This window comes from Mesorhizobium sp. L2C084A000, from assembly GCF_000502875.1.
Taxonomy (GTDB): Bacteria; Pseudomonadota; Alphaproteobacteria; order Rhizobiales; family Rhizobiaceae; genus Mesorhizobium.
In genome coordinates this window covers 313,650-335,088 of record NZ_AYWX01000001.1, presented here as the reverse complement: position 1 = coordinate 335,088, position 21,439 = coordinate 313,650, and the positions used below count along the sequence as shown (strand labels likewise).

The following is a 21,439-nucleotide window of genomic DNA, read 5'->3' as shown; positions in this document are numbered from 1 at the left end:
ATGATCAAGAAACAGGACAGACGCCTCAGGGTCGGCGTGCTCGGCTGCGGCCCCATCGCGCAGTTCGCGCATCTGGAATCCTGCGCCAAGGCCGGCAATGCCGACCTCTACGCCATCTGCGACGCGGCACCCGATCTGCTTGCGCGCATGGGCGCGACCTACGAGCCGCAGAAGATGTATTCCGACTATGAGGCAATGCTCGCCGATCCTGAGCTGGAAGCGGTGATCGTCGCCACATCGGACGCCTATCACGTGCCGATGTCGATCAGGGCGCTCAACGCCGGCAAGCATGTTCTCTGTGAAAAGCCGATCGGCACCTCGGTTGAGGAAGGCGAGGCGCTGGCCGAAGCGGTCAGGCGCTCGGGCAAGATCCTGCAGGTCGGGCACATGAAGCGCTTCGATCCGGCACTGGAGGCGGCGCGCGACTTCGTTCGAGACGAGATCGGCGAAGTGCTGGCGCTGAAGGCCTGGTACTGCGATTCCACCCATCGCTACACCAACACCGATGCCGTGCAGCCGCTGCCCGTCACCAGCAGGCTAGCCAGGAAGCCAGCGGGAAATCCCAAGGCTGATCTCAGGCAATATTTCATGCTGGCGCATGGCTCGCATCTCGTCGACACGGCGCGTTTCCTGTGTGGCGAAATCCTTGCGGTCCGCGCGCGCCTCAACGAGCGTTTCGGCGCCTATTGCTGGTTCGTCGAGACCGAGTTCGCCAGCGGCGCGCTCGGCCATCTCGACCTGACGGTTGCCGTGCGCATGGACTGGCACGAAGGTTTTCAGCTCTATGGCGAGAACGGCTCCGTTATCGCCAGGACATTCAACCCTTGGTATTTCCGCGCCAGCGAGGTCGACATTTTTCATGAGAAGGACGCGACATCGCGCCGGCCGCTCGGCGCCGATGGCCATTTCTTCCGCCGCCAGCTGGAAGGTCTTGCCGACACGGTGCTGAACGGCGCGCCGATGCGCGGCGCCAATGTCGAGGACGGCATCGGCTCGATCCGCGCCATGGTCGCCATCGCGCGTTCGGTGGTATCAGGCGAGCGAGTCGAACTCGCCTCGGTTTCGGGGGCGGTGTGATGCGTCTCGGCATTTTCGCCAAGACCTTTGCCGGCACCGACCCGGCCGCCGTGCTGGCTGCGGTGAAGCAGTCGGGATACGAGACGACGCAGCTCAATCTGGCCTGTGCCGGCCTGCCGTCGATGCCGGATGCTGTGCCGGCGGACGCCATCGCCTCCATCCGCACCGCAGCGCAATCGAGCGGTGTCTCACTTGCAGCACTTTCGGGCACCTACAACATGGCGCATCCCGACAAAGCCGTGCGCGACGATGGCCTTCGGCGTCTCGCCGTCGTCATCGAGGCTGCTGCTGCCCTCGACATCCCGCTGCTCACGCTCTGCACCGGCTCGCGCAACGCCGCCGATCAGTGGGCCTATCATCCCGACAATGCCGATCCGGCCGCCTGGTCCGACATGGCCGCCGAGATGGCGAAGGCGCTGGCGTTGGCCGAAGGTGCCAATGTCGATCTCGGCATCGAGCCTGAGCAGGCCAACATCGTCACCTCGGCCAGGGATGCGACCCGGCTGATCGCCGAGATGGGATCGAAGCATCTGAAGATCGTGCTCGATCCGGCAAACCTGTTCGAACACGCCACGCCCGGCGAGGCGCGCGCCATCGTTGCCGCCGCGATCGACGAGGCCGCCGGCCACATCGCCATGGCGCACGCCAAGGACCGCTATAGTGACGGCCGCTTTGCCCCATCAGGGCAAGGCATCGTCGATTTCCCGGATTTCGGCGCGCGGCTGAAGGCAGTCGGCTTCGAGGGATCGCTCGTCACCCACGGGCTGTCCGCCGACGAAGCCCCCGATGTCGCCGCCTTTCTACGAAGGCTCCTCTGATGGGCGCCGCCCCGACGATCCTGCTCCGCGACGATGCAGCGCTTCGTGTCTTCGACACGGGGCAGGGCAGACTTCCCGTCGTCTTCCAGCATGGCCTCGGCGGTGACGCAGCGCAGGTCGCGCAGAACTATCCCGACAGCCCGTCATACCGCCGGCTGACCGTCGAATGCCGCGCGCAGGGCGGTTCCGGCGCCGGTAGCAAGCGCCCGTTTTCGATCGCGATGTTCGCCGATGATGTGCTGGCCGCCGCAGATGCGGCCGGCCTCGACCGTTTCGTCGCCGGCGGCATTTCGATGGGTGCGGCCATTGCCTTGCAGCTTGCCGCCCGCCACCCGGACCGCGTCCTGGGTTTGGTGCTTGTTCGCCCTGCCTGGGCTTTCGACGCGGCACCGCAAAACATGCGCCCTTACGTGGAAGTGGCGGAGCTCATCCTCAGCCGTCCTTTATCGGAGGCGCGAGATATCTTCGCGGCGTCCGCGACGGCCGCCCGCTTTCGCACCGAAGCGCCGGACAATCTTGCTTCCCTGCTCGGCTTCTTCGCGCGCGAAAACGCACCCGTCTTCGCCGAGGTGATGCAGCCGATCGCAGAGGATGGACCTGGCGTGACGCGGGCAGCGGCCGCTAGCCTTGCGTTCCCTACGCTCGTCATCGGCAGCGGCATCGATCTCGTCCATCCGCTGGCCGCCGCCCGCAGCCTCGCCGACGCCATCCCCAATGCGACCTTTGCCGAGGTGACGCCGAAGGCCACCGACAAGGAGCGCCATTTCGCCGAGATCCGCGCCGCCATCGGCAGCTTCCTCAAAGATCGTTTCAACAACCAGGACCAGTCATGATCTCGAAACCTCTCTCAGGCCCGGCCGCCATCGCCGCATTGCCGCGCGACCGGATGATCGCCGAATTCTCGCTGTGGTCGGCCAACCTCGCCAATTTCGAAAACGACTTGAAGCGCATCGAGCCCTATGTCGATCTTCATCATATCGATGTGGCGGACGGCCACTTCGCCCCGTCCTTCCTGTTCTTTCCCGATCTTGTCGCCCGCATCGCCGGGCTGACGGCGAAACCCATCCACGTCCATCTGATGGTCGATGAAGCAATCGTCGAGGCGCAGACGCGCCAGTTCATCGAGGCCGGCGCCGACATGATCAGCGTCCATGCCGAGAATGGCGAGGCCGGATTGCGCGCCGTGCGGCTGGCGCGGGAGCTCGGCGCCGAGGCCGGCGTCGTACTCAGGCTGGAGACGCCTGTGGAAGCGGTGACGGCCTTTGCCCCGGAAGTCGCCTTCGTGACGCTTCTTGGAACCGCAATCGGCGTCAAGGGACAGAGCCTGTCGGACAAGGCCTGCGACAGGCTGGGCGCTGCCCGCGCCATCCTGAGAAAGGCCGGCCGTGAGGCACAGGTGGTTCTGGCGGCCGATGGCGGCATCCGCCACGAGACCGTGCCGTCGCTGCGTGCCGCCGGGGCTGAAACCGTGGTTCTCGGTTCGCTCGCCTTCGGTGACAAGGACCTCGCCGGCCGCATCGGCTGGCTGCACGGCTTGAAGGTCGCGGCATGACATCAGAAGCCGCCCTTGCGATCGATCTTGGCGGGACGGAGCTTCGTGTCGCCCTGGTCGACCGCGACGGCAAGATCCTGGCATTCGCGGCGGTGCCGACGCAGGCGCAGGCCGGTCCCGATGTGGTGATCGGCCAGATCGAGGCGTTGGCGGCGACAGTCCACGCCGAGGCGCCGGCACTCTCGATCGTCGGCGTCGGCGTCGGTGCGCCGGGACCGCTCGATCCGCTGGCCGGCATCGCCGTCGGCCCGCCGACACTCGCCGGCTGGCTGGACGTGCCGCTTGCCGACATCCTCGAGCGGCGGNTCGGCCTGCCGGTGCGGCTGGAGAACGACGCCAATGCCGCGGCGCTCGGCGAATGGCGTTTCGGTGCCGGCCATGGTGCGGGCTCGCTGGTCTTCGTCACGGTTTCCACCGGCATTGGCGGTGGTGTCGTCGTCGACGGCCGCATCCTGCATGGCCGCCGTGGCCTTGCCGCCGAGATCGGTCACATGACCATCACCAATGAAGGCGAGCGCTGCGTATGCGGTGTCGTTGGCTGCTTCGAGGCCATCGCCTCGGGAACGGCACTTGGCCGCCGCGCCAGCGCCGCCACGGCAGCCGGAGACGGCTCTACCTTGCGACGCTTGTCAGCGGACGCGGAGGTAACCGGCCGCCATGTCGTCGAGGCGGCACGGCTGCAGGACGCTCTTGCCTCGGCCTTGCTGGAGGAGGAAGCGCGCTGGCTGGGTGTTGGCTTCACCAATCTCCTGCATCTCTATTCGCCCGATGTGCTGGTCGTTGGCGGCGGCATCGCCAATGGGCTCGACCTGATGCTGCCGACCATCGAGGCGACCATCAGGCAACGGGCCATGCGCGCCTATCGCGACGTGCCGGTCGTTCAGGCCCAGCTCGGCCGCCATGCCGGGCTCGTCGGCGCCGCCAGCCTTGTGCTGTTCGACGACGGCGGCACTTTGGCAGCCCGCATGCCTGTTGGCCCAAGCACGTTTCCGGACACCGCTGAGCAAGACCGGCACGGTCTGACGTTGCGACCTGCATGACAAAGGCCAGAGGCAGCACGCCTCCGGCCTTTTACGCATTGACCGCGCGTCATTACTCGGCGGGAACAACGTCCGCCGGCAGGCTATCGTCGGCCGTGCCCGCCAGCGCCCTCGCCAGCTTGGCCTCGTCGAGTTCGCCTTCCCAGCGCGCCACCACCAGCGTGGCGACAGCATTGCCGACGAAGTTGGTCAACGCCCGGCATTCAGACATGAAGCGGTCGACGCCGAGGATCAGCGCCATGCCAGCGACCGGCACCGCCGGAACCACCGAAAGCGTCGCCGCAAGGGTGATGAAGCCGGCCCCGGTGATGCCGGCGGCACCCTTGGAGGAAAGCATGGCCACCAGCAGCAGCAGGATCTGGTCACCCATCGACAGGTGGATGTTGGTCGCCTGTGCGATGAACAGCGCCGCCAAGGTCATGTAGATGTTGGTGCCATCAAGGTTGAAGGAATAGCCGGTTGGGATGACCAGGCCGACGACCGAGCGCTTGGCGCCGGCCTTCTCCATCTTTTCCATCAGCGAGGGCAGGGCGGCCTCCGACGAGGAGGTGCCCAGCACCAAAAGCAGCTCTTCCTTGATGTAGCGGATCAGCGACAGGATGGAGAACCCGTTGTAGCGGCAGACCGCGCCAAGCACGACGAACACGAACAGGAACGACGTCACGTAGAAGGTGCCGACCAGCATGGCGAGGTTGATGACCGCGCCGATGCCGTATTTGCCGATGGTGAAGGCCATGGCGCCGAAGGCACCGATGGGGGCGGCCTTCATCAGCACGCTGACCAGCTTGAAGATCGGTGTCGTCAGCGCCTGCAGGAAATTGAGCACGGGCGTGCCCTTGTCGCCGACCAACGCCAGCGCGATGCCGAACAGCACCGAGAAGAACAGCACCTGCAGGATGTCGCCATCGGCGAAGGCGCCGACGATGGTCGACGGGATGATGTTCATCAGGAAGCCGGTGACCGACTGGTCGTGCGCCTTGGCGGCGTAAGTGCTGATGGTCGAGGCGTCGAGCGTCGCCGGGTCGATGTTGAAGCCGGCGCCCGGCTGCACGACATTGGCGACGACAAGGCCGATGATCAGAGCCAGCGTCGAAAAGGTGAGAAAATAGAGCATCGCCTTGCCGGCGACACGTCCGACCTTCTGCAGGTCGCTCATGCCGGCAATGCCCGTCGTCACGGTCAGGAAAATGACCGGGGCGATGATCATCTTGACCAGCTTGATGAAGGCGTCGCCGAGCGGCTTCATGCTCTCGCCGACCGACGGATAGAAATGGCCGAGCAGGATGCCGACGGTGATCGCGACGAGCACTTGCACGTAGAGTTGGGCATAGAAAGGCTTGCGCTGCGCGGCAAGCGCGCCTGATTGGTCTGCGATGTGCATCGAACTCTCCCTGGCCGGATGGGGCGGAGCGCCCTGCGTGACTTCTCCCATCGCGGCGCTCCGGTCGCACGCCGCTGCCAGGGAGTTTTGCAAGCGTTGTGCCAGTTCGCGGAAAGGCCGGAACCACGGGATTTCCGCCTTTGTCTGACGTCATGCGGGCAAAGCCTGTGCGGATTTCCGCACAGGCTTTGTTTGCCTGGGCGGGTTTTCGCATTACACTGGCCGAAAGCCGCGAGCAAAGGGGAGAGGGCAGACGCCGCAAGCAGGCACCGATAGCGGATTCCCTGGATTTGCCGGCCGTGAATTGCTGCGCGAGGCGGTGGCGCGGCTGCGCGATGGCCGCTGGGTTGCCGTGGTCGTCGCTCTTGCCTTTCTGGCCGGCGCGATCGCCATTGCCGGGCGCATCGCCTCCGGCCAGGCCGCCGATAATCTGCGCGAGACGGCACTCGCCGCACTGCCGCTGGCGGCGGGAACCCTGACCGGCGAAATCGAAAAGCAGCGCCTGGTTCCACTGGTGTTGGCCAGAGACGATGCGGTGCGCGGCGCTCTGCGCCGGGCCGGAAAAATGAAAGAAAAGGCCCTCAACGACAAGCTCAAGTCGATTGCCGGCGATGCCTCGGCATCCGCCATCTACATCATCGATACGGCAGGCATCGCCATATCAGCCAGCAATGCCGACGAACCGGCGAGCTTTGTCGGCATCGATTACAATTTTCGGCACTATTTCCAGGAAGCGATGAGCAAGGGTGCTGCCAGCCAATATGGCCTCGGCACAATCAGCGGCAGACCGGGGCTGTACCTTGCCAGCCGCGTCGACGATGGCGGCAAGCCGCTTGGCGTTGCGGTGCTGAAGGTCGAACTCGACGGCGTCGAAGCCAATTGGCGTTCCAGCGGTTTCCTTGTGTTCATCACTGATGAACGCGGCGTGGTGCTGGCTACCAGCCAGCCCGACTGGCGGTTCCGTGCGCTGGCACCACTGTCGGCCGAGGACACCGCCGCAGCCCACGAGCAGCTCCAGTTGGCCGATGCAGGCTTCGAGCCGCTGCCGATCCGGCGCGGCGCGGGTGACGGCCTGGCGACGATCGACAACGCGGGAAAACCGCGCCAGTTCGTCGAGGTGGTGCAGGATTTGCCTGGTGCTGTTCCTGGCTGGCGTCTCTGGCTGCTCACTCCCGCCGACGCTGCTCTTTCATCGGCCGCCAACACGGCGCGCCTGACCACGCTGCTTGGGCTTCTGCTGATGGGCTTGCTTGCCTACGTGCTGACCCGGCGCCGGCGAACGCGCAGGCTGAGGCAGGAGGCGCTGGCGCGTATGAATGCCGAGCTGGAGAGCCGAGTCAGCACGCGAACGGCCGAGCTGACCCGCTCCAACACCGCACTTGCCGGTGAAATCGCCGAGCGCGAGAATGCCGAAGCCAAGGTGCGCCGGCTGCGCGACGACCTCGCCCAGGCCAACCGGCTTTCCATCCTCGGCCAAATCGCCGCCGGCGTGGCGCACGAGATCAACCAGCCGGTCGCCGCTATCCGCACCTATGCCGAGAATGCGGGCCGCTTTCTCGAAACCGGCAAAACCGAACCGGCCAGCGGCAATCTGACGTCGATCGTCTCGATGACCGAGCGCATCGGCGCGATCACCGGCACCTTGCGCACTTTCGCCCGTCGACCCGGGGTTGCCGCTTCGCCGCTGCCGGTGCGCGAGGCAATTGATGGCGCGCTGTCGCTGCTGTCGGGCCGCATCCGTGATTCCGGCGTGACCATCGTCAAGCCGCGCGGCAATGCCTCGCCGGTGGTCCTGGCCAGCCGCATCCGGCTGGAGCAGATACTCGTCAACCTTTTGCAGAATGCGCTCGACGCGATGAAGGACCAGTCTGATCCCCGCATCGAGATCCAACTCGCCGAGCACGACGACAGGGTGCTGATTTCGGTGCGCGACAATGGCCCAGGTCTCGGCCCGGAAGCAGCCGGCAATCTGTTTATGCCGTTCCAGACCACCAAGGAGAAGGGGCTTGGTCTCGGGCTGGTGATCTCGCAGGAGATTGCCCAGGAATTGGGCGGCACGCTGCGGCTCGATCCCAGCAATGGCACCGGCGCATCTTTTACCGTCGACTTGAGGCGAATTGAATGATTGAGGGATCAGGGTTGGTGGCGCTCGTCGACGACGATGCGGACCTCCTTCACGCCACAACGCAATTGCTCGAGCTTGCCGGCTTCACTGTGGTCGCGCGCGACGCCGCCGAGGCAGCGCTTGCCGTTGTCGACAGGACCTTTGAAGGCGTGGTGGTCAGCGACATCCGCATGCCGGGCATGAACGGGCTGCAGCTGTTCGATCGCATCAAGGCGATCGACCCGGACATACCCGTGATCCTGGTCACCGGCCATGGCGACGTCGATCTCGCAGTGGCCGCGCTCAAGGATGGTGTCTACGATTTCATCCCGAAACCCTTTGCCGGCGACCGCCTTGTCGAGGCGCTGAAACGGGCATCGGAGAAGCGACGACTGGTGATGGAGAACCGGCGGCTGCGCGAAGCCGCGGCGCTCGCCACTGACGGCCTGCCGCTGATCGGCGAGGCTCCTGCCATCAAGCGGCTGCGCGAGACCTTGCGCCAGATCGCCGACATGGATGTCGACGTGCTGGTCGAGGGAGAAACGGGAACCGGCAAGGAAGTGGTGGCTGACCTGCTGCACAGGTGGGGGCGGCGGCGCTCAAAACCCTTCGTGGCACTGAACTGCGGCGCCCTACCGGAGACGGTCATCGAGAGCGAGTTGTTTGGCCATGAGGCGGGCGCGTTCACCGGCGCGCAGCGGCGGCGGATCGGCAGCATCGAGCATTCCAGCGGCGGTACGCTGTTTCTCGACGAGATCGAATCCATGCCCCCGGCGCTCCAGGTCAAGCTGCTGCGGGTGCTCGAAACGCGCAGCCTCACCCCGCTTGGCTCGAACGATATCAGGCGCATCGATCTGAGGGTCGTTGCGGCGACCAAGGTCGATCTCGGCCGGCCGGACCAGCGCGGCGATTTTCGCGAGGATCTGTATTTTCGCCTCAACGTGGTGACGCTGCGCATCCCGCCGCTGCGCGAACGGCGCGGCGACGTCCCGATGCTGTTCGGGCATTTTCTCGGCAAGGCGGCGGAACGGTTCGGCCGGCCGGTCGCCAAGATGAATGCAGCCGTCAGCGATCATCTCCAGTCGCATGACTGGCCGGGCAATGTCCGCGAGCTCGCCCATTTCGCCGATCGCGTCGCGCTCGGTCTCGGTCCGGACGATGAGGTGAGGACGGTCTCCGCGCACGCGCCGGAGCCTGCGGCAGCATTGCCCGAACGGGTCGGCCAATACGAAGCGCAGCTCATCCGTGACGCGCTGCGCGACCATGGCGGCGACGTGCGCGGCGCCATCGACGCCCTCGGCGTGCCGCGCAAGACCTTTTACGACAAGCTCAAGCGCCACGGCATTGCCGCATCCGAATTTCGCAATGGCGGCGATACCGATACGCAACCCATCTCGGAAAAGCGATGAATACGACCATTGAAACGACGGCAAATCCCTCGCCGGAAGAACTCGCCTTTCTCGGCGAAAGGTTGACGGCGTTCAACGACGGCGATGTCGGCGCATCCGAAAGGAAGGCGCTTGTGGTGTTTGTGCGCGACGAGGATGGCGCGGTCGTCGCCGGCATTTCCGGTTACACGGCCTGGGGCTGGCTCTATGTGCAATGGCTCTGGGTCGATGAGCGGCTGCGCGGCCAGCACATGGCCGGCACAATGCTGGACGCGGCCGAACAGGAAGCGGTGGCGCGCGGCTGCAACAATGCCTGGATCGATACCTTCAATCCGAACGCCGCCAAGGTCTATCAGCGCCAGGGCTATCGGCCCTTCGGCTCGCTGGCCGATTTCCCTGTCGGCCGCAGCCGCATCTTCCTGCAGAAGGAACTGGTTGGCGGTTGAGCAATTCCAGGAAAAGTGTGAAGCGGTTTTGCGTCCGGAATTGCGTCAAAGCAAGAGTCTAGCCGGCGAGTTTTCCGCCACGCATCGGCTGCGGCGCGCCGGTGGTGCTCGGGAAACTGATCGGCAAGCCGCGCAACACGCGAACCGCGAGGAAGGCAAAACACTCCGCCTCGACCGCATCGCCGCTCCAACCGAGGCTTTCCGCCAGCACCACCTCGACGCCGGCGCGGCTGGCCAGCATTGCCATCATGGTCGGGTTATGGCGACCACCGCCGCTGACCACCAGCTTTTTAGGCCGGCTTGGTAAGAGGTCGAGTGCCTTGCCGACGGCGCCGGCGGTGAAGGCGGTGAGCAAGGCGGCACCATCCTCGGCATCCAGGCCGTCCGCCATCGCGGCACCGAAGTCGAAACGGTCCAGCGATTTCGGGTAGGCTTTGCTCAGATAAGGGTGCTGCAACAGCTTGGCCAGCCGGGCCTCGTCCACCTTACCTGCACGGCCAAGCGCGCCGTCGCGGTCCATCTCGCCGAGCCCCTTCGACTTGATGAAATCGTTCAGCGGCGCGTTGGCGGGTCCGGTGTCGAAGGCGACGACATTGTCGGCGCCATCCCACCAGGTGATGTTGGCGACGCCGCCGAGATTGAGTACGGCGACCTCGCCATTGGCGCCGGCGCTGCGCATCAGCGCGGTGTGATAGACCGCGGCCAGCGGCGCGCCTTGCCCGCCGGCGCGTATGTCGGCCGAGCGGAAATCGTATGCGACCTTGGTGCCCAAGATGGCATGCATCAGCTCGCCATCGCCGAGCTGCCTTGTCTGGCCCAGCCGTCCAACCTGCGGCGCGCGATGCAGAACGGTCTGGCCGTGAAAACCGACGACGCCGATATCGGCCATCGTCATGCCATAGCCTTCGACCAATTCCTTGACGGCTGCCGACTGGGCACGCGTCAGGGCTTCCTCCGCGGTGCGGAAGATCGCCGGCTCCGGCCCGACAAAGTTCCACGCCCGCGCCTCCGTCAGCGTCTCTTCCAGCAGGGAGCGGATAGATGGGGGATAGGGCATCAGCCGATAGGTGCCGAAATCCTCGATCTGCTCGCCATCGGTCTTGATCAGCGCGACGTCGATGTTGCCGTCCAGCACCGTGCCGGTCATCAGGCCGACGGCCCAGATTGGTTCCATAATCGTTTCCTTATCGAACATGATCTTTTCCGAAAACGGTTTCCCACTTTTCGGGGCCATGCTCCAGTCCCCATTAATGAGGCCGCCGACCGCTTGACGAAGCAAAACGATTCCACTGTCGAAATGACGTGTCGGATGGATCCGGTTGGTGAGCAAGGTCCAAGCCTTGCCCCTGTCGAGGCGGGGGTCGCGGTGCCGAGGCGGACCTATCCTCGTAGCGCCACGGGCGACACTGGACTGCGCAACGCCGGTTCTGCGGTCGTTTGGGCTCAACACAGCGGCAATGCCACCTCTTGCCTATCATGCGCGAAGGCGCGACCTTGCTCGATCTGGCAAACGCTTCCGCCGAAATCCGCAAGGGAGAGAAAATCATGACATCATCCGATGTGGCCGTCATTGCAGGCGCGGGCGCTGGTGTGAGCGCCTCGCTTGCGCGCCTTCTCACCCGGGAAGGCTTTCGCGTGGTTCTGGCCGCCCGCAACGTCGAGAAGCTGGGCGCTCTGGTCGATGAGACCGGTGCGCTGGCCGTTGAGACGGATGTCGCCGACGCTGCGTCCGTCGCCAGGCTGTTCGACACCGCCGACAAGGCCGGCCCGCTGGCGCTCGTGGTGTTCAACGCCAGCGCACGCACACGCGGCCCGATCGCCGAGCTCGATGCGGAAGCGGTCAAACAGGCATTGCTGGTCGGCGCCTATGGCGGCTTCCTGGTCGGCCAGCAGGCGGCGCGCCGGCTGCTTGTCCGGGGATCCGGTTCGATCCTGTTCACCGGCGCCACCGCCAGTGTGAAGGGCTTTCCCGGCTCGGGCGGCTTTGCCATGCCGAAATTCGGCCTGCGCGGCCTGGCGCAGTCCATGGCCCGCGAACTCGCCCCGAAGAACATCCATGTCGCCCACTTCATCATCGACGGCCAGATCGAGCCGCCCGGACAGGCAGCCGATCCCGACCGGCCGGACCGCCGCCTGTCGCCGGATGCCATCGCCGAGGCCTATCTCACAACCCATCGCCAGCATCGCAGCGCCTGGAGCTCGGAGCTTGAGTTGCGGCCCTGGGTCGAGACGTTTTGACAATCCAGCTGACCGGCGGGCGGGAAGTAATGCGATCCTTCCGCCGTTCCTTGCATATTAGGCAATGCTGATATTTTGTGGCGCTAAGCTGCTTATCCAATACATAAAAAGACATAGGGTAATATATACGTTTGTTTAACGCCGGTTGTGCATGTTGCAGCTTTCCCGGGTTAATTGAGAACGCGCATGTCGGTTACACGTCGTACACTGCTTGCGGCCGGGAGCGGCGGGTTGCTGATTTCACAAGCCCGGGCAGCCAGCACTCTGGGACAGCAGGCGGAGAGCGCCCCTCAACCTATCGCGAGCGGCGATGCATTGCGCATCGCAATGCCGGCCTTCGCTTCCAATCCGTTCTTCCCGGCCGACGGATCGGGGGACGATGGTATAGACATGGAACTGGCCCACGGCATCGCCGCGGCGCTTGGCGTCGAGCCGGTGTTCGACCGATCCGCCGCAACGTTCGACGATATTGTGAAACAGGTCAGTTCCGGACAGGCCGACCTGGCGATTGGCAAGCTCAGCCGGACGCTTCAGCGCGGCCGGTCGATCATCTATTCGCGCCCCTACGCCATGCTGCGGCAAGGGCTGATCGCCAACCGCCTCAACCTGGCGCGTATCGCGCAAGGCAAGCCGCCCGAAGGGATCGTCCGTGATTTCTCAGGCGATCTTGGCGTGATCGAGGGCTCTTCATTCGCCACTTATGCGGCCACGACTTTCCCGCATGCGCAAATCCACCGCTTGGCAAGCTGGGATCTGATCATCGATGCGATCCGAAACGGGACGATCGACATGGCCTATCGCGATGATTTCGAGATCAAGAAGCTGATGGTCGACGATCCGTCGATGACGGTCGTAGCGCGCTCCATCACGCTGACCGACAAGGTCGATACGATCGCAGTCGGCGTGCGGCCGGACAATCCGCATCTCGCAGCCTTTGTCGATCTGTATCTCGATCTCGCGCGGGGTCAGCAGGTTCTCAGCACGGACGAGATCATCGCCCGCTATCGCCAGGGGAGCAAAGCCTGACATGGCAATCTCCGAGTTAGCCGGACCCCTGCCTTTCGATTGGCGCCTGATGGCCAGGCGCATACTGCGATCACCCGTGACGACGATCGCGATGATTGCTGCAGGGATCCTGTGCGGCCTCTACTATCCAGATTTTGCCCATGCGATCAGCCCTGTCGCACAGCTCTACCTGAATTTCCTCAAGATGGTCGTCCTGCCCTATTTGGTCTCGTCGGTCATCTTCTCCATCACGGCGATGGTCCAGGACCCGAAATCGGTCCGCTACCTCGGCAAGGTGGGTATGGCCGTGCTGGTCGTGTCGTTCCTGAGCGTGCTGGTGAGTGGCACCTTGTCGCTGATCCTGCAGCCGGGCCAGATCGAGAATCCCCAGTCGCGCATCGAGCTTGGCGAGTTCATCAATTCGCAAGGCAGCGTATCCACCGATCTCGCCTTCCCGTTCCAGCCGCCAGCCTCCAATGGGGATCCCAATGGCGGGCACTCGATCCTGCTCGACCTGGTGCCGAACAACGTCTTCAATGCCCTGGCCTCGGGCCAGACCATTCAGGTCCTGCTGTTCTGCCTGCTTTTCGGGCTCGCGATGGGGAAGATTCCCCAGCCCTCGTCCATGAGCCTGACCCAGGCGCTCAACGCGGTCTACCGGGCCTGCACGGTGCTCACCAACTGGTTCATCTGGGGGTTGCCCTTTGCAACCTTCATCCTGATCGCGGACCAGACAGCGTCGACCGGAACCAAGCCGCTCATGCTGATGGGCGGTTACCTGCTGGTGATGGGTCTTTCCTGCCTTACATTCGTTGCCGNCCGGAACCAAGCCGCTCATGCTGATGGGCGGTTACCTGCTGGTGATGGGTCTTTCCTGCCTTACATTCGTTGCCGGGGCATTTGCCATTATCGCGATCCGGTCGCGACGCAGCTACTGGACGACGATCAAGACCTGCCAGCCGCTTCTCATGGTGGCCATCACCACACGCTCCTCGGTCGCCTCGCTCCCATGGGTCATCAACCTGTTGGGCGAGCGCCTGCGGTTCAGCCTGGTGGTCGTCGAACTGCTCGTGCCGTTACAGGCGGCACTGCTGCGGACAGGCCCGGCACTGCTCTATACCTCGGGTGCGCTGTTCATCGCTCAGCTCTACGGCCACCAGCTTGCAGTCCCGGACCTCGTGCTCGTCGGTATCATCTCAGCGCTTCTCGCGCTCACCACCGGCGGCATGGGCAGCCTGCTCATCCTGTCGCAGATGTCCATCGTCTGCGGCTACCTGAAGCTTCCCTTCGAGGCGGCGTTCGTCCTGTTCGTCGCGGTGGATGCAGCCGTCGACACGTTCATTACGCTGGCCAGCGTCTGCACCGTCGCGGCGAGCACGGCAATGATCGCTCCCAGCCACAGGGAGGCGGCACAGCCTGAAACCGTCTCGGAACAGCTCGAAGCCGAGCCTGCCAGATGATCGACGACAGCATCCGTCCCCAGCTCGGCATTATCGGCGGTCTTGGGCCGCTTGCTTCGGCTGATTTCTACTTCAAGCTGACCCGGATGACCCAGGCGCTCAGAGACAACGAACATGTGCCTGCCGTGATCCTCAGTGTCCCGCAGCTGCCCGACAGGACCGAAGCGATCCTTGCCGGCCATGACGGGCCGCTGGCGCCTTTGAAAGCCGCGGTCGCGACGCTCAATGCGCTCGGCGTCGCCCGCATCGCGATGCCGTGCAACACCGCCCACCATTGGTACGGCCAACTGGCGGCGAATTCGCGCGCGGAAATCATCCATATCGGAGATGCTGTGGTGACGGAGACGCGTCGCAGCCTGGATCAGGGCCGGGTTGCTGTTCTCGCCACCCAAGGCACGCTGGTCTCCGGCTTCTACCAGGACAGGATGTCGGCAGCGGGATTTGAGCTCTGCCTTCCCGCGAACACCGAGTTTCAGGCCTGCGTCGACAGCGCGATCAGCCTCGTCAAGGCGGGTTCGATCGCGGATGCGGCGGTTGAAACCGAGCGCGCGCTCGACATCGCGCAAGCGGCCGGCGCCGATGCAGCCCTGCTCGGCTGCACCGAACTGTCGGTGGTGGCCGCCAGCCTCAACGATATCAATGGATTGGTCGTCATCGACAGCAATGCGGCCTTGGCGCGAGCCTGTCTGACACGATTGGGCTTCGGTGCCCAGGAAGCCCGCGGCCTGCCGACCGTATCGCGGCTGCCGGAACATGACCGATCGATGCGCGCCAGCTTGGCCGCACTGGTCTAGCCCTATGGATAGAACCTCATAGCATTTCGGAACCCGTCAGCCTTGGCGCGGCACGCCCTTGGCAAGCAGGTAGACGAGGTACGGCCCGCCAAGCAGCGAAGCGAACAGGCCGGCGGGCAGTTCGTAGGGAAAGGCCGCCATGCGCGACAGCCAGTCCGAGACGATCATCAGCAGGGCGCCCAGAAGCATCGCTCCGGCGAGATGGACGCGGGCGTGGGAAAAGCCCACCAGACGGGCAAGGTGTGGCGCGATCAGGCCGACGAAGCTCAATGGCCCGACGACCATGGCGGCCAGCGCAGTCAGCAGCGCGGCAACGATGATCAGCATCAGCCGTCCGCCGGCAACCGGCACGCCCAGCCCGCGTGCGCTGTCGGACCCGAGCGGCAGGATATCCAGCCAGCGGGCGGCAAGGAACAGCGGCAACGTCAGCGGCAACAGACAGGCGAGTGCTAGCCCTGCATCGAGCGCCGACGCCTGGCCGGTCGAGCCGCTCAGCCAGCGCAACAGAATGTAGGACTGCGCGTGGCCCATCGCGATCGTTGCGGTGATCGCAGCGCTGCACAGCGCGCTCATGGCGATACCGGCAAGCAGCAGCCGCTCGGCACCGAACTTTGCTTGTGCGGCAAGGGCCAGCATGGCAATCAAGGCCGCCAGTGAGCCCAGGGCTGAGCCGGCGAGCTGCCAGCCGAGACTGGCCGTGGCGCTGACCATCAGCACGGCTGTCAGGCCGGCACCGGCGCCGGTGCCGACTCCCAGCACTTCGGGGCTTGCCAGTGGGTTGCCGGTGACCCGCTGGATGACGACGCCGGCGGCCGCGAGCATGGCGCCGGCGGCGGCCGCCACGCCGATCCGCGGCGCACGCCACGCGGCGAGATCGGTTAACAGGTCTCCCCCAGCAATAGACCAGCCGTCCGGGCCACGCCCGACGACAAGCGCCACGATGGCAGCGACAAGCGCCAGCGCAAGCAGAAGCAGGATGATGAGCCAGGGCCGGCTGGCCTTGCGCGGTGCGGTACCATTCGAACCGAGATGCGGCCACTCGAAAAGGCGCAGCCGCGGCAACAGCCACAGCAGCAGCGGACCGCCGAGCAGGGCGGTGCCGGCACCGGTCGGAATGCGTTCGCCACCGGAACCGGCGGCCAGCTGTACCAGCCCGTCCGTCAGCCACAGCAGCACGGCGCCGATCAGCGGCGCGGCGATCAGTTTTTGGCGCAGTGTGCGGGCGCCCGAAAGCGTGGCCAGCGCCGGCGCTGCAAGACCGACGAACCCGATGACGCCAACCTCTGCCGCGACCGACGTCGCCATCCACACGGCAAGCGCGATGATGAGAAAGCGGCTTGAGTGACGGGCGACGCCCAGGCCGCGTGCCGAGGCATCGTCGAGACCAAGAATGGTCAGCGGCCGCAGCAGCATCAATGCGGCAACCACACCGGCCGCCAGCCTGATCGTCAGCGCGATGGTCGGCTCCCAGTCCTGCTGGACCAGCGATCCGCCGCCCCAGATGAACAGCGAAAACAGGTACTCGCCATTGGCGAGGATCAGTGCTGCGCTGACGGAACTGGCGGTCAGCGCCACCATCATCCCGGCGAGCACGATGGAGACCGGTTCCAGCCCGCGCCGCCAGGTCAATGCCAGCACCAGCAGCACCGCGGCGATGCCACCGGCGAAGGCGACCAGGCCCTGCGACCGCTCCATCAGCAGCGGTGCGTAAAGCGAGGCGATCGTCATGGCCAGTTGCGCGCCGGCCGAAATACCGAGCGTCGACGGTTCGGCCAGCGGGTTGCGCAGCACATGCTGCAACAGCAGGCCGGACAGGCCGAGCACCGCGCCGGCCAGCACCGCCACGGCGGCGCGCGGCAGCGTGCTGTAGACCAGGATGACGCTGTCGAGATCAATGCCGTCGCCCGGCGGTGCGGCCGGCCATTGCATGCCGACGCGCCATGCGAAGAGGAGGGCGGCCAGCGCCGCCAGGAAGCTCCACAGGGCGATTGGCGACAGCGCGGCACTCGTCGCGGTGCGATCGCTTATGGTGCGCTCAGCCATGGCTCTGCCCGGCAAGGGCGGCCGTCGCCAGACGCGCGAAGCGGCGTGCCGATGGCAGGCAACCGAAATGGTTGACCGGATCCAGCACAGCAACACGCCCCTGGCGGACAGCGGGTAGCGCGTTCCACAAGGCATTTGTAGGAAGCGAACGCCCGACATCTGCCGGCAGTGGCGAAACGATCAGGATCGACGCCTCGGGCACGCGCGCTAGCGCCTCCAGTCCGACGGGTGCCGCCGCGCTGTAGCTCGTCTCGTCGGTCCATGCATTGACCAGGCCGAGACGCGTCAGCACATCGCCGAATATGGAATCGCGGCCAAAGGCTCGAAAATGCCTGCTATCGCCGAGACTGATGACGAAGACCCGCGCGGGGGAGGGGGGCAAGGTGGCGCCAAGCTGCGTGATCTCGACCGCCGTCTCATCGACGTAGCGCTTCGCCTCGGTCTGCCGTCCCAGCTTTTCGCCCAGGGCCAGTGTCGCCGCCTCGGCGAGCGCATAAGGTGGCACGCCGGCCTCGTAGACCGTTTGCGCAAACACCGGCGCGATGCGTTCGAGCATCGGGCGCTGGTATTCGTAGAAATTGGAGATCACGATGAGATCAGGCGCGACGATGCGCAGCAGCTCGTAATTGGGCGCGCCGCGCAGCCCGAGATCGGTTGCCGATTGAGGAACCGCCGGCTCGACCGCGATCTTGCGGAACTGGATCAGTTCGGTCGCCGCCACCGGCTCGATGCCGAGCGCCAGCAACGTCTCCAGCATGCCCCAGTCGATCGCGGCAACGCGCATCGCCGCCGCCCTGGCGGCGACCGGTGGCAGCAATGCCGCGGCCGCCAGCGCAAGCACCTGCCGTCTGTTGGGCAGATGGATCATCACTGGCGGATTCGGCACATGGCTACCAAGTCGTATGCGCCTTCAGCTTGAATGAGCGGCCTTCGCCATAAGAACAGGCTTCGACAGTGGTGGTCTGACAACTCGAGACATAGGTTTTGTCGAACAGATTGGTGATGTTCAGATCGACACCCCAGGTCTCCTTGTCGTAGCCAAGCTTCAAGTCGGCCAGCGTGACAGCTGGAACCTTGTTGTTGTTTGCGTTGTCTGCCCATGAGGAGCCGACGTAGCGCAGGCCGCCGCCGATCGAGATGCCGTCGTACCAGCCGCCACGAAAAGTATAGTCGACTGAGGCGGAGGCCATCACCTCTGGCACGATGAACGGCGTCTTGCCAATCAGCGCCGGGTTGGCGTCCTTGGTGATATCGATGTCATAGGCGGTGAAAGCGCCGGTGAGCCGGAAATCCTCGGTGACGTTGACCTTGCCTTCCAGTTCTATACCGCGTGAGCGCACTTCGCCGGTTTGCAACTGCGTGAAGAAAGTAACGTTCGACGGTACATTCTGACGGGTCAGGTCAAAAAGCGACAGGGTGAACAGGCCATCGACAAAGGTCGGCACATATTTGACGCCGACTTCGTACTGCACGCCCTCTTCCGGCTTGAACAGATTACCGTTGGCGTCGGTGCCGATGAGCGGGTTGAAGAAGGTGGCAATGCTGGCATAGGGGGTTACGCCATTGGCAAACTCATAGGCGAGGCCCGCGCGACCGGAGAAGTCGCCGACAGTCTGGTTCTGCGTGCTGGAACTCGCCGAGTAATATGTCGGCCGATTGTCGGCGTCGAGCCAGCCACGGTCGTAACGGCCGTTCAGCGTCACCAGCCAGCCGTCGCCGAAGCGCAACTGGTCCTGCGCGTAGAAGCCGAGCTGCTTCTGGGTCAAGTCCTGATTGAGGTAGCTGACTCGTGGCGTCAGTGGCGCGCCGTAGATTGGGTCGAAAGCATCAATGGGAGGGGTTGTGCCGAAGAGCGCCGACGATTGCACCTGGTCGATGTTGTAATATTTGTAGTCGATGCCGGCCAGCAGCGTGTGTTCCACAGCGCCTGTCTCCACCTTGCCCTCGATCTGCAGGTCCGACAGGAATGTCGTGGCGTCGGTATCGTGACCGAAATTGATGCGATTGAGCTGCGTCGCGCTCGCCCACCCGTTGGCGTAGACGTTGACTTCATTAATCGAGGCCGCACTGAGGCGCATGTTGGAACGCACCGTCCATTGATTGTCGAAAGTGTGCTCGAACTCGTAGCCGATCGAACCTTGCTCGCCCTTGTAGAGATCGACACTCGGCTCGGTAAAATTGGCATCTGGGTCGATTCGACCGTAATTCACGCCGCCGATAATCCGATCCGTTACAGTGCCGATGTAAGGCAGGAAGCTGCCGCCATTGTGGTTCTCGTCGATGTGGCTGTAGTTGGCCAGTACCGTCAGCTTGGTCTGCTCGTCGGGCTGCCAGGTGATGCTGGGCGAAATGAAGCCGCGCCAGCCATTCTGCAAATCGCTGTAGGTGTCGCCGCCGGCGACTTTGCCCGTTACCCGGTAGCTGACAACACCATTGCCGTCGACGTCGCCGATGTCGAAGCCCAGATAGACATTGCCGGCATCGTTGACGCCGGTCTCGATATAGCGCTGCCTGCCATCCGGTCGCTTGCTGACATAGTTGACGAGGCCGCCGGGATTGCTGCCGCCATAGAGTACGGAGGCCGGCCCTTTCAGCACTTCGACTCGCTCGAGGCCGAAGCTGTCGACGTAGAAGCCGCCAAAGGCGTAGCTGAACAGTTGCAGCCCATCCATGTAGGTGCCATCAGCCGTGGCTTGGAAACCGCGGATGAACAGCCAGTTGGTGTCGCTGTCCGGGCCGAAGGGCTGTGCGAACACCCCGGCCGTGTAGCGCAAGGCCTCGTCGACTTTCTGTGCGCCCTGGTCGTCGATCTCTTGACGTCCGACCACCGACACGGATTGTGGGATATCCTTGATGTCGGTCGCCGTCTTGGAGCCGGTCCTGCTTTTTTTGGCGACGACGCCTTTAACCGGTCCGGTCGCGCCATCGCCGGCCTCGCCCTCGACCACCACCGGTTCAAGCTGGGTGCTGGTTTGCACCGACTGCGCCAACGCGGCCATTGGCGGGATCATCGCGGCTGCGGCGACGCTGGCCGCCAGAAGCGCCTTCATCCGGTAAGTTCTGCTCATCAGGAAGTCCCCGCCTGTCGATATTGAGATACTTGATCATTTATCTCAACTTATCTGCTGGTCATTGGACGGAATTGGGCGGTTTGTCCATTCTTGTCCAAACGAGGGACATCGCGGTGTGATGTTGCGGAAATGTCACTGGCGACTGGTGCTCCTCATCCAGGCGCCGGGTGTCACGCCGACAATCGACTTGAACACACGCGTCAGATGCGCCTGGTCGAAAAAACCCGTTGCCTCGGCGATGTCGCCAAGTGAAGCGGTGCCACGCGCCATCATGGCCTTGGCCCTGTCGACCCGCGCCTGCATCTGCCAACGATGCGGCGGCACGCCCGTCGCCGCCTTGAAGGCGTGACTCATAGCGGTTTCGGACAGGCCGGTCAGCGCGGCGAGGTCGGCAAGCCGGATCCTTTCCAGGCAATGCGCGTCGATGTAGTCGGTGACGAGGCGCAGCTTGCGGCGCGACAGCGGCGACCGCCGCCTAAGGGTATCAGGCCGGTCGATCTGGAACAGGCTTGCGAACAAGGCATTGAGCAGACCCTCGCCATAGAGATCATGCAGGGGCCGGTCGCTGCCGCATTCGGCGGCGATCAGGCCGGCAAGCATGGCGATCCGGTCGTCGCGAAACTGGAAGCGCGACATCCGCAAGGCCTCGTGGTCAAGGCTGCGGCCGAAGCGGCGCGTCAGCACTGCGGCGTCGAAATGCAGGTCGAGATGCCGGATCCGCCGCAGCCCCTCGACCCGGCCGCGGATCGGCACGCCGGCCGGTATGTAGGCCATGGAAAAAGCCTGGTCGTGGCGGCGCAATTCGCCCTTGGCGTCTTCGACGAAGAAAGCGCCATCGCCATCCACATCGAGCGCGACGAACAGCCGGGGGTCGGGAGAGACGTAATAGCCTTCGGCCTTGTCACCGCATGAGACATCCCAGAGGTCGGCGACCACGCCGTCCCAGACATGCCATTTCAGGTCGCCAATGACTGAAAAGCCCTCAATCCGGCTTTCCATGCGCGCAACGAAGGTCAAGTCCT

The 21,439-nt window shown here is 64.5% G+C and carries 18 protein-coding genes and 1 pseudogene; 13 read left to right on the top strand and 6 right to left on the bottom strand.

The annotated features are described in order from the left end of the window. From X735_RS163970 to X735_RS163990, 5 genes are read left to right on the top strand one after another with little or no spacing between them, the layout of a single operon-like run. Complete coding sequence (locus X735_RS163970; RefSeq protein WP_023808788.1) at nucleotides 1-1,077, top strand: Gfo/Idh/MocA family oxidoreductase; 1,077 nt, start codon at nucleotides 1-3, stop codon at nucleotides 1,075-1,077. Next, nucleotides 1,077-1,895 carry a sugar phosphate isomerase/epimerase gene (locus X735_RS163975; protein WP_023808787.1) on the top strand — a complete coding sequence of 273 codons (819 nt, stop codon included), beginning with the start codon at nucleotides 1,077-1,079 and terminating at the stop codon, nucleotides 1,893-1,895. The genes X735_RS163970 and X735_RS163975 overlap by 1 nt, the downstream gene beginning before the upstream one ends. After that, nucleotides 1,895-2,728, top strand: a complete 834-nt coding sequence (locus X735_RS163980) for an alpha/beta hydrolase (protein WP_023808786.1) — start codon at nucleotides 1,895-1,897, stop codon at nucleotides 2,726-2,728. The genes X735_RS163975 and X735_RS163980 overlap by 1 nt, the downstream gene beginning before the upstream one ends. Next, complete coding sequence (locus X735_RS163985; RefSeq protein WP_023808785.1) at nucleotides 2,725-3,447, top strand: ribulose-phosphate 3-epimerase; 723 nt, start codon at nucleotides 2,725-2,727, stop codon at nucleotides 3,445-3,447. The genes X735_RS163980 and X735_RS163985 overlap by 4 nt, the downstream gene beginning before the upstream one ends. Beyond that, nucleotides 3,444-4,487: an ROK family protein gene (locus X735_RS163990; RefSeq protein WP_023808784.1), complete on the top strand. Its 1,044-nt coding sequence runs from the start codon at nucleotides 3,444-3,446 to the stop codon at nucleotides 4,485-4,487. The genes X735_RS163985 and X735_RS163990 overlap by 4 nt, the downstream gene beginning before the upstream one ends. A gap of 52 nt (nucleotides 4,488-4,539) precedes the next feature. On the opposite strand, the gene X735_RS163995 is transcribed toward X735_RS163990, so the two are convergent. Beyond that, nucleotides 4,540-5,868 carry a dicarboxylate/amino acid:cation symporter gene (locus tag X735_RS163995; protein ID WP_023808783.1) on the bottom strand — a complete coding sequence of 443 codons (1,329 nt, stop codon included), beginning with the start codon at nucleotides 5,866-5,868 and terminating at the stop codon, nucleotides 4,540-4,542. 304 nt (nucleotides 5,869-6,172) lie between these two features. Here X735_RS163995 and X735_RS164000 point away from each other — a divergent pair, with 304 nt between their 5' ends. The 3 genes from X735_RS164000 to X735_RS164010 are packed head-to-tail and all read left to right on the top strand — an operon-like array spanning nucleotide 6,173 to nucleotide 9,806. After that, entirely contained in the window at nucleotides 6,173-7,993 is a 1,821-nt protein-coding gene (locus X735_RS164000) for a sensor histidine kinase (protein WP_031212271.1), read from the top strand. Continuing rightward, nucleotides 7,990-9,381: a sigma-54 dependent transcriptional regulator gene (locus tag X735_RS164005; RefSeq protein ID WP_023808781.1), complete on the top strand. Its 1,392-nt coding sequence runs from the start codon at nucleotides 7,990-7,992 to the stop codon at nucleotides 9,379-9,381. Before X735_RS164000 ends, X735_RS164005 begins: the two co-directional genes overlap by 4 nt. Beyond that, nucleotides 9,378-9,806, top strand: a complete 429-nt coding sequence (locus tag X735_RS164010; RefSeq protein ID WP_023808780.1) for a GNAT family N-acetyltransferase — start codon at nucleotides 9,378-9,380, stop codon at nucleotides 9,804-9,806. The genes X735_RS164005 and X735_RS164010 overlap by 4 nt, the downstream gene beginning before the upstream one ends. 58 nt (nucleotides 9,807-9,864) lie before the next feature. Here the strand turns inward: X735_RS164010 and X735_RS164015 are convergent, their stop codons facing one another. Beyond that, complete coding sequence (locus tag X735_RS164015) at nucleotides 9,865-10,980, bottom strand: anhydro-N-acetylmuramic acid kinase (protein ID WP_023808779.1); 1,116 nt, start codon at nucleotides 10,978-10,980, stop codon at nucleotides 9,865-9,867. 371 nt (nucleotides 10,981-11,351) lie between these two features. On the opposite strand from X735_RS164015, the gene X735_RS164020 reads away from it, so the two are divergent. From X735_RS164020 to X735_RS164030, 5 genes and pseudogenes are all read left to right on the top strand, one after another. Beyond that, nucleotides 11,352-12,044 (top strand): SDR family NAD(P)-dependent oxidoreductase, encoded by a 693-nt coding sequence (locus X735_RS164020; protein WP_023808778.1) that lies wholly within the window; start codon nucleotides 11,352-11,354, stop codon nucleotides 12,042-12,044. A 186-nt stretch (nucleotides 12,045-12,230) separates the two neighbouring features. After that, a complete protein-coding gene (locus X735_RS164025; protein ID WP_031212267.1) occupies nucleotides 12,231-13,070 on the top strand; it encodes a transporter substrate-binding domain-containing protein in 840 nt (279 codons plus the stop codon). A gap of 1 nt (nucleotide 13,071) precedes the next feature. Next, nucleotides 13,072-13,803 (top strand): annotated as a pseudogene (locus X735_RS1000000169565) (cation:dicarboxylase symporter family transporter); the annotation flags it as partial. Nucleotides 13,804-13,885: 82 nt separating this feature from the next. Beyond that, nucleotides 13,886-14,509, top strand: a complete 624-nt coding sequence (locus X735_RS1000000169560) for a cation:dicarboxylase symporter family transporter (protein WP_245273047.1) — start codon at nucleotides 13,886-13,888, stop codon at nucleotides 14,507-14,509. Further along, nucleotides 14,506-15,303, top strand: a complete 798-nt coding sequence (locus X735_RS164030; RefSeq protein ID WP_023808776.1) for an amino acid racemase — start codon at nucleotides 14,506-14,508, stop codon at nucleotides 15,301-15,303. Before X735_RS1000000169560 ends, X735_RS164030 begins: the two co-directional genes overlap by 4 nt. 36 nt (nucleotides 15,304-15,339) lie before the next feature. Here the strand turns inward: X735_RS164030 and fhuB are convergent, their stop codons facing one another. The 4 genes from fhuB to X735_RS164050 all read right to left on the bottom strand — a co-directional run bounded on the left by fhuB (nucleotide 15,340) and on the right by X735_RS164050 (nucleotide 21,434). Then, complete coding sequence (gene fhuB / locus X735_RS164035) at nucleotides 15,340-17,346, bottom strand: Fe(3+)-hydroxamate ABC transporter permease FhuB (RefSeq protein ID WP_023808775.1); 2,007 nt, start codon at nucleotides 17,344-17,346, stop codon at nucleotides 15,340-15,342. Then, a complete protein-coding gene (locus tag X735_RS164040; RefSeq protein WP_023808774.1) occupies nucleotides 17,339-18,214 on the bottom strand; it encodes an ABC transporter substrate-binding protein in 876 nt (291 codons plus the stop codon). The genes fhuB and X735_RS164040 overlap by 8 nt, the downstream gene beginning before the upstream one ends. Nucleotides 18,215-18,236: 22 nt before the next feature. After that, entirely contained in the window at nucleotides 18,237-20,414 is a 2,178-nt protein-coding gene (locus tag X735_RS164045; RefSeq protein ID WP_023808773.1) for a TonB-dependent siderophore receptor, read from the bottom strand. A gap of 135 nt (nucleotides 20,415-20,549) precedes the next feature. Beyond that, nucleotides 20,550-21,434 (bottom strand): AraC family transcriptional regulator, encoded by an 885-nt coding sequence (locus X735_RS164050; protein WP_023808772.1) that lies wholly within the window; start codon nucleotides 21,432-21,434, stop codon nucleotides 20,550-20,552. Nucleotides 21,435-21,439: the final 5 nt, after the last annotated feature.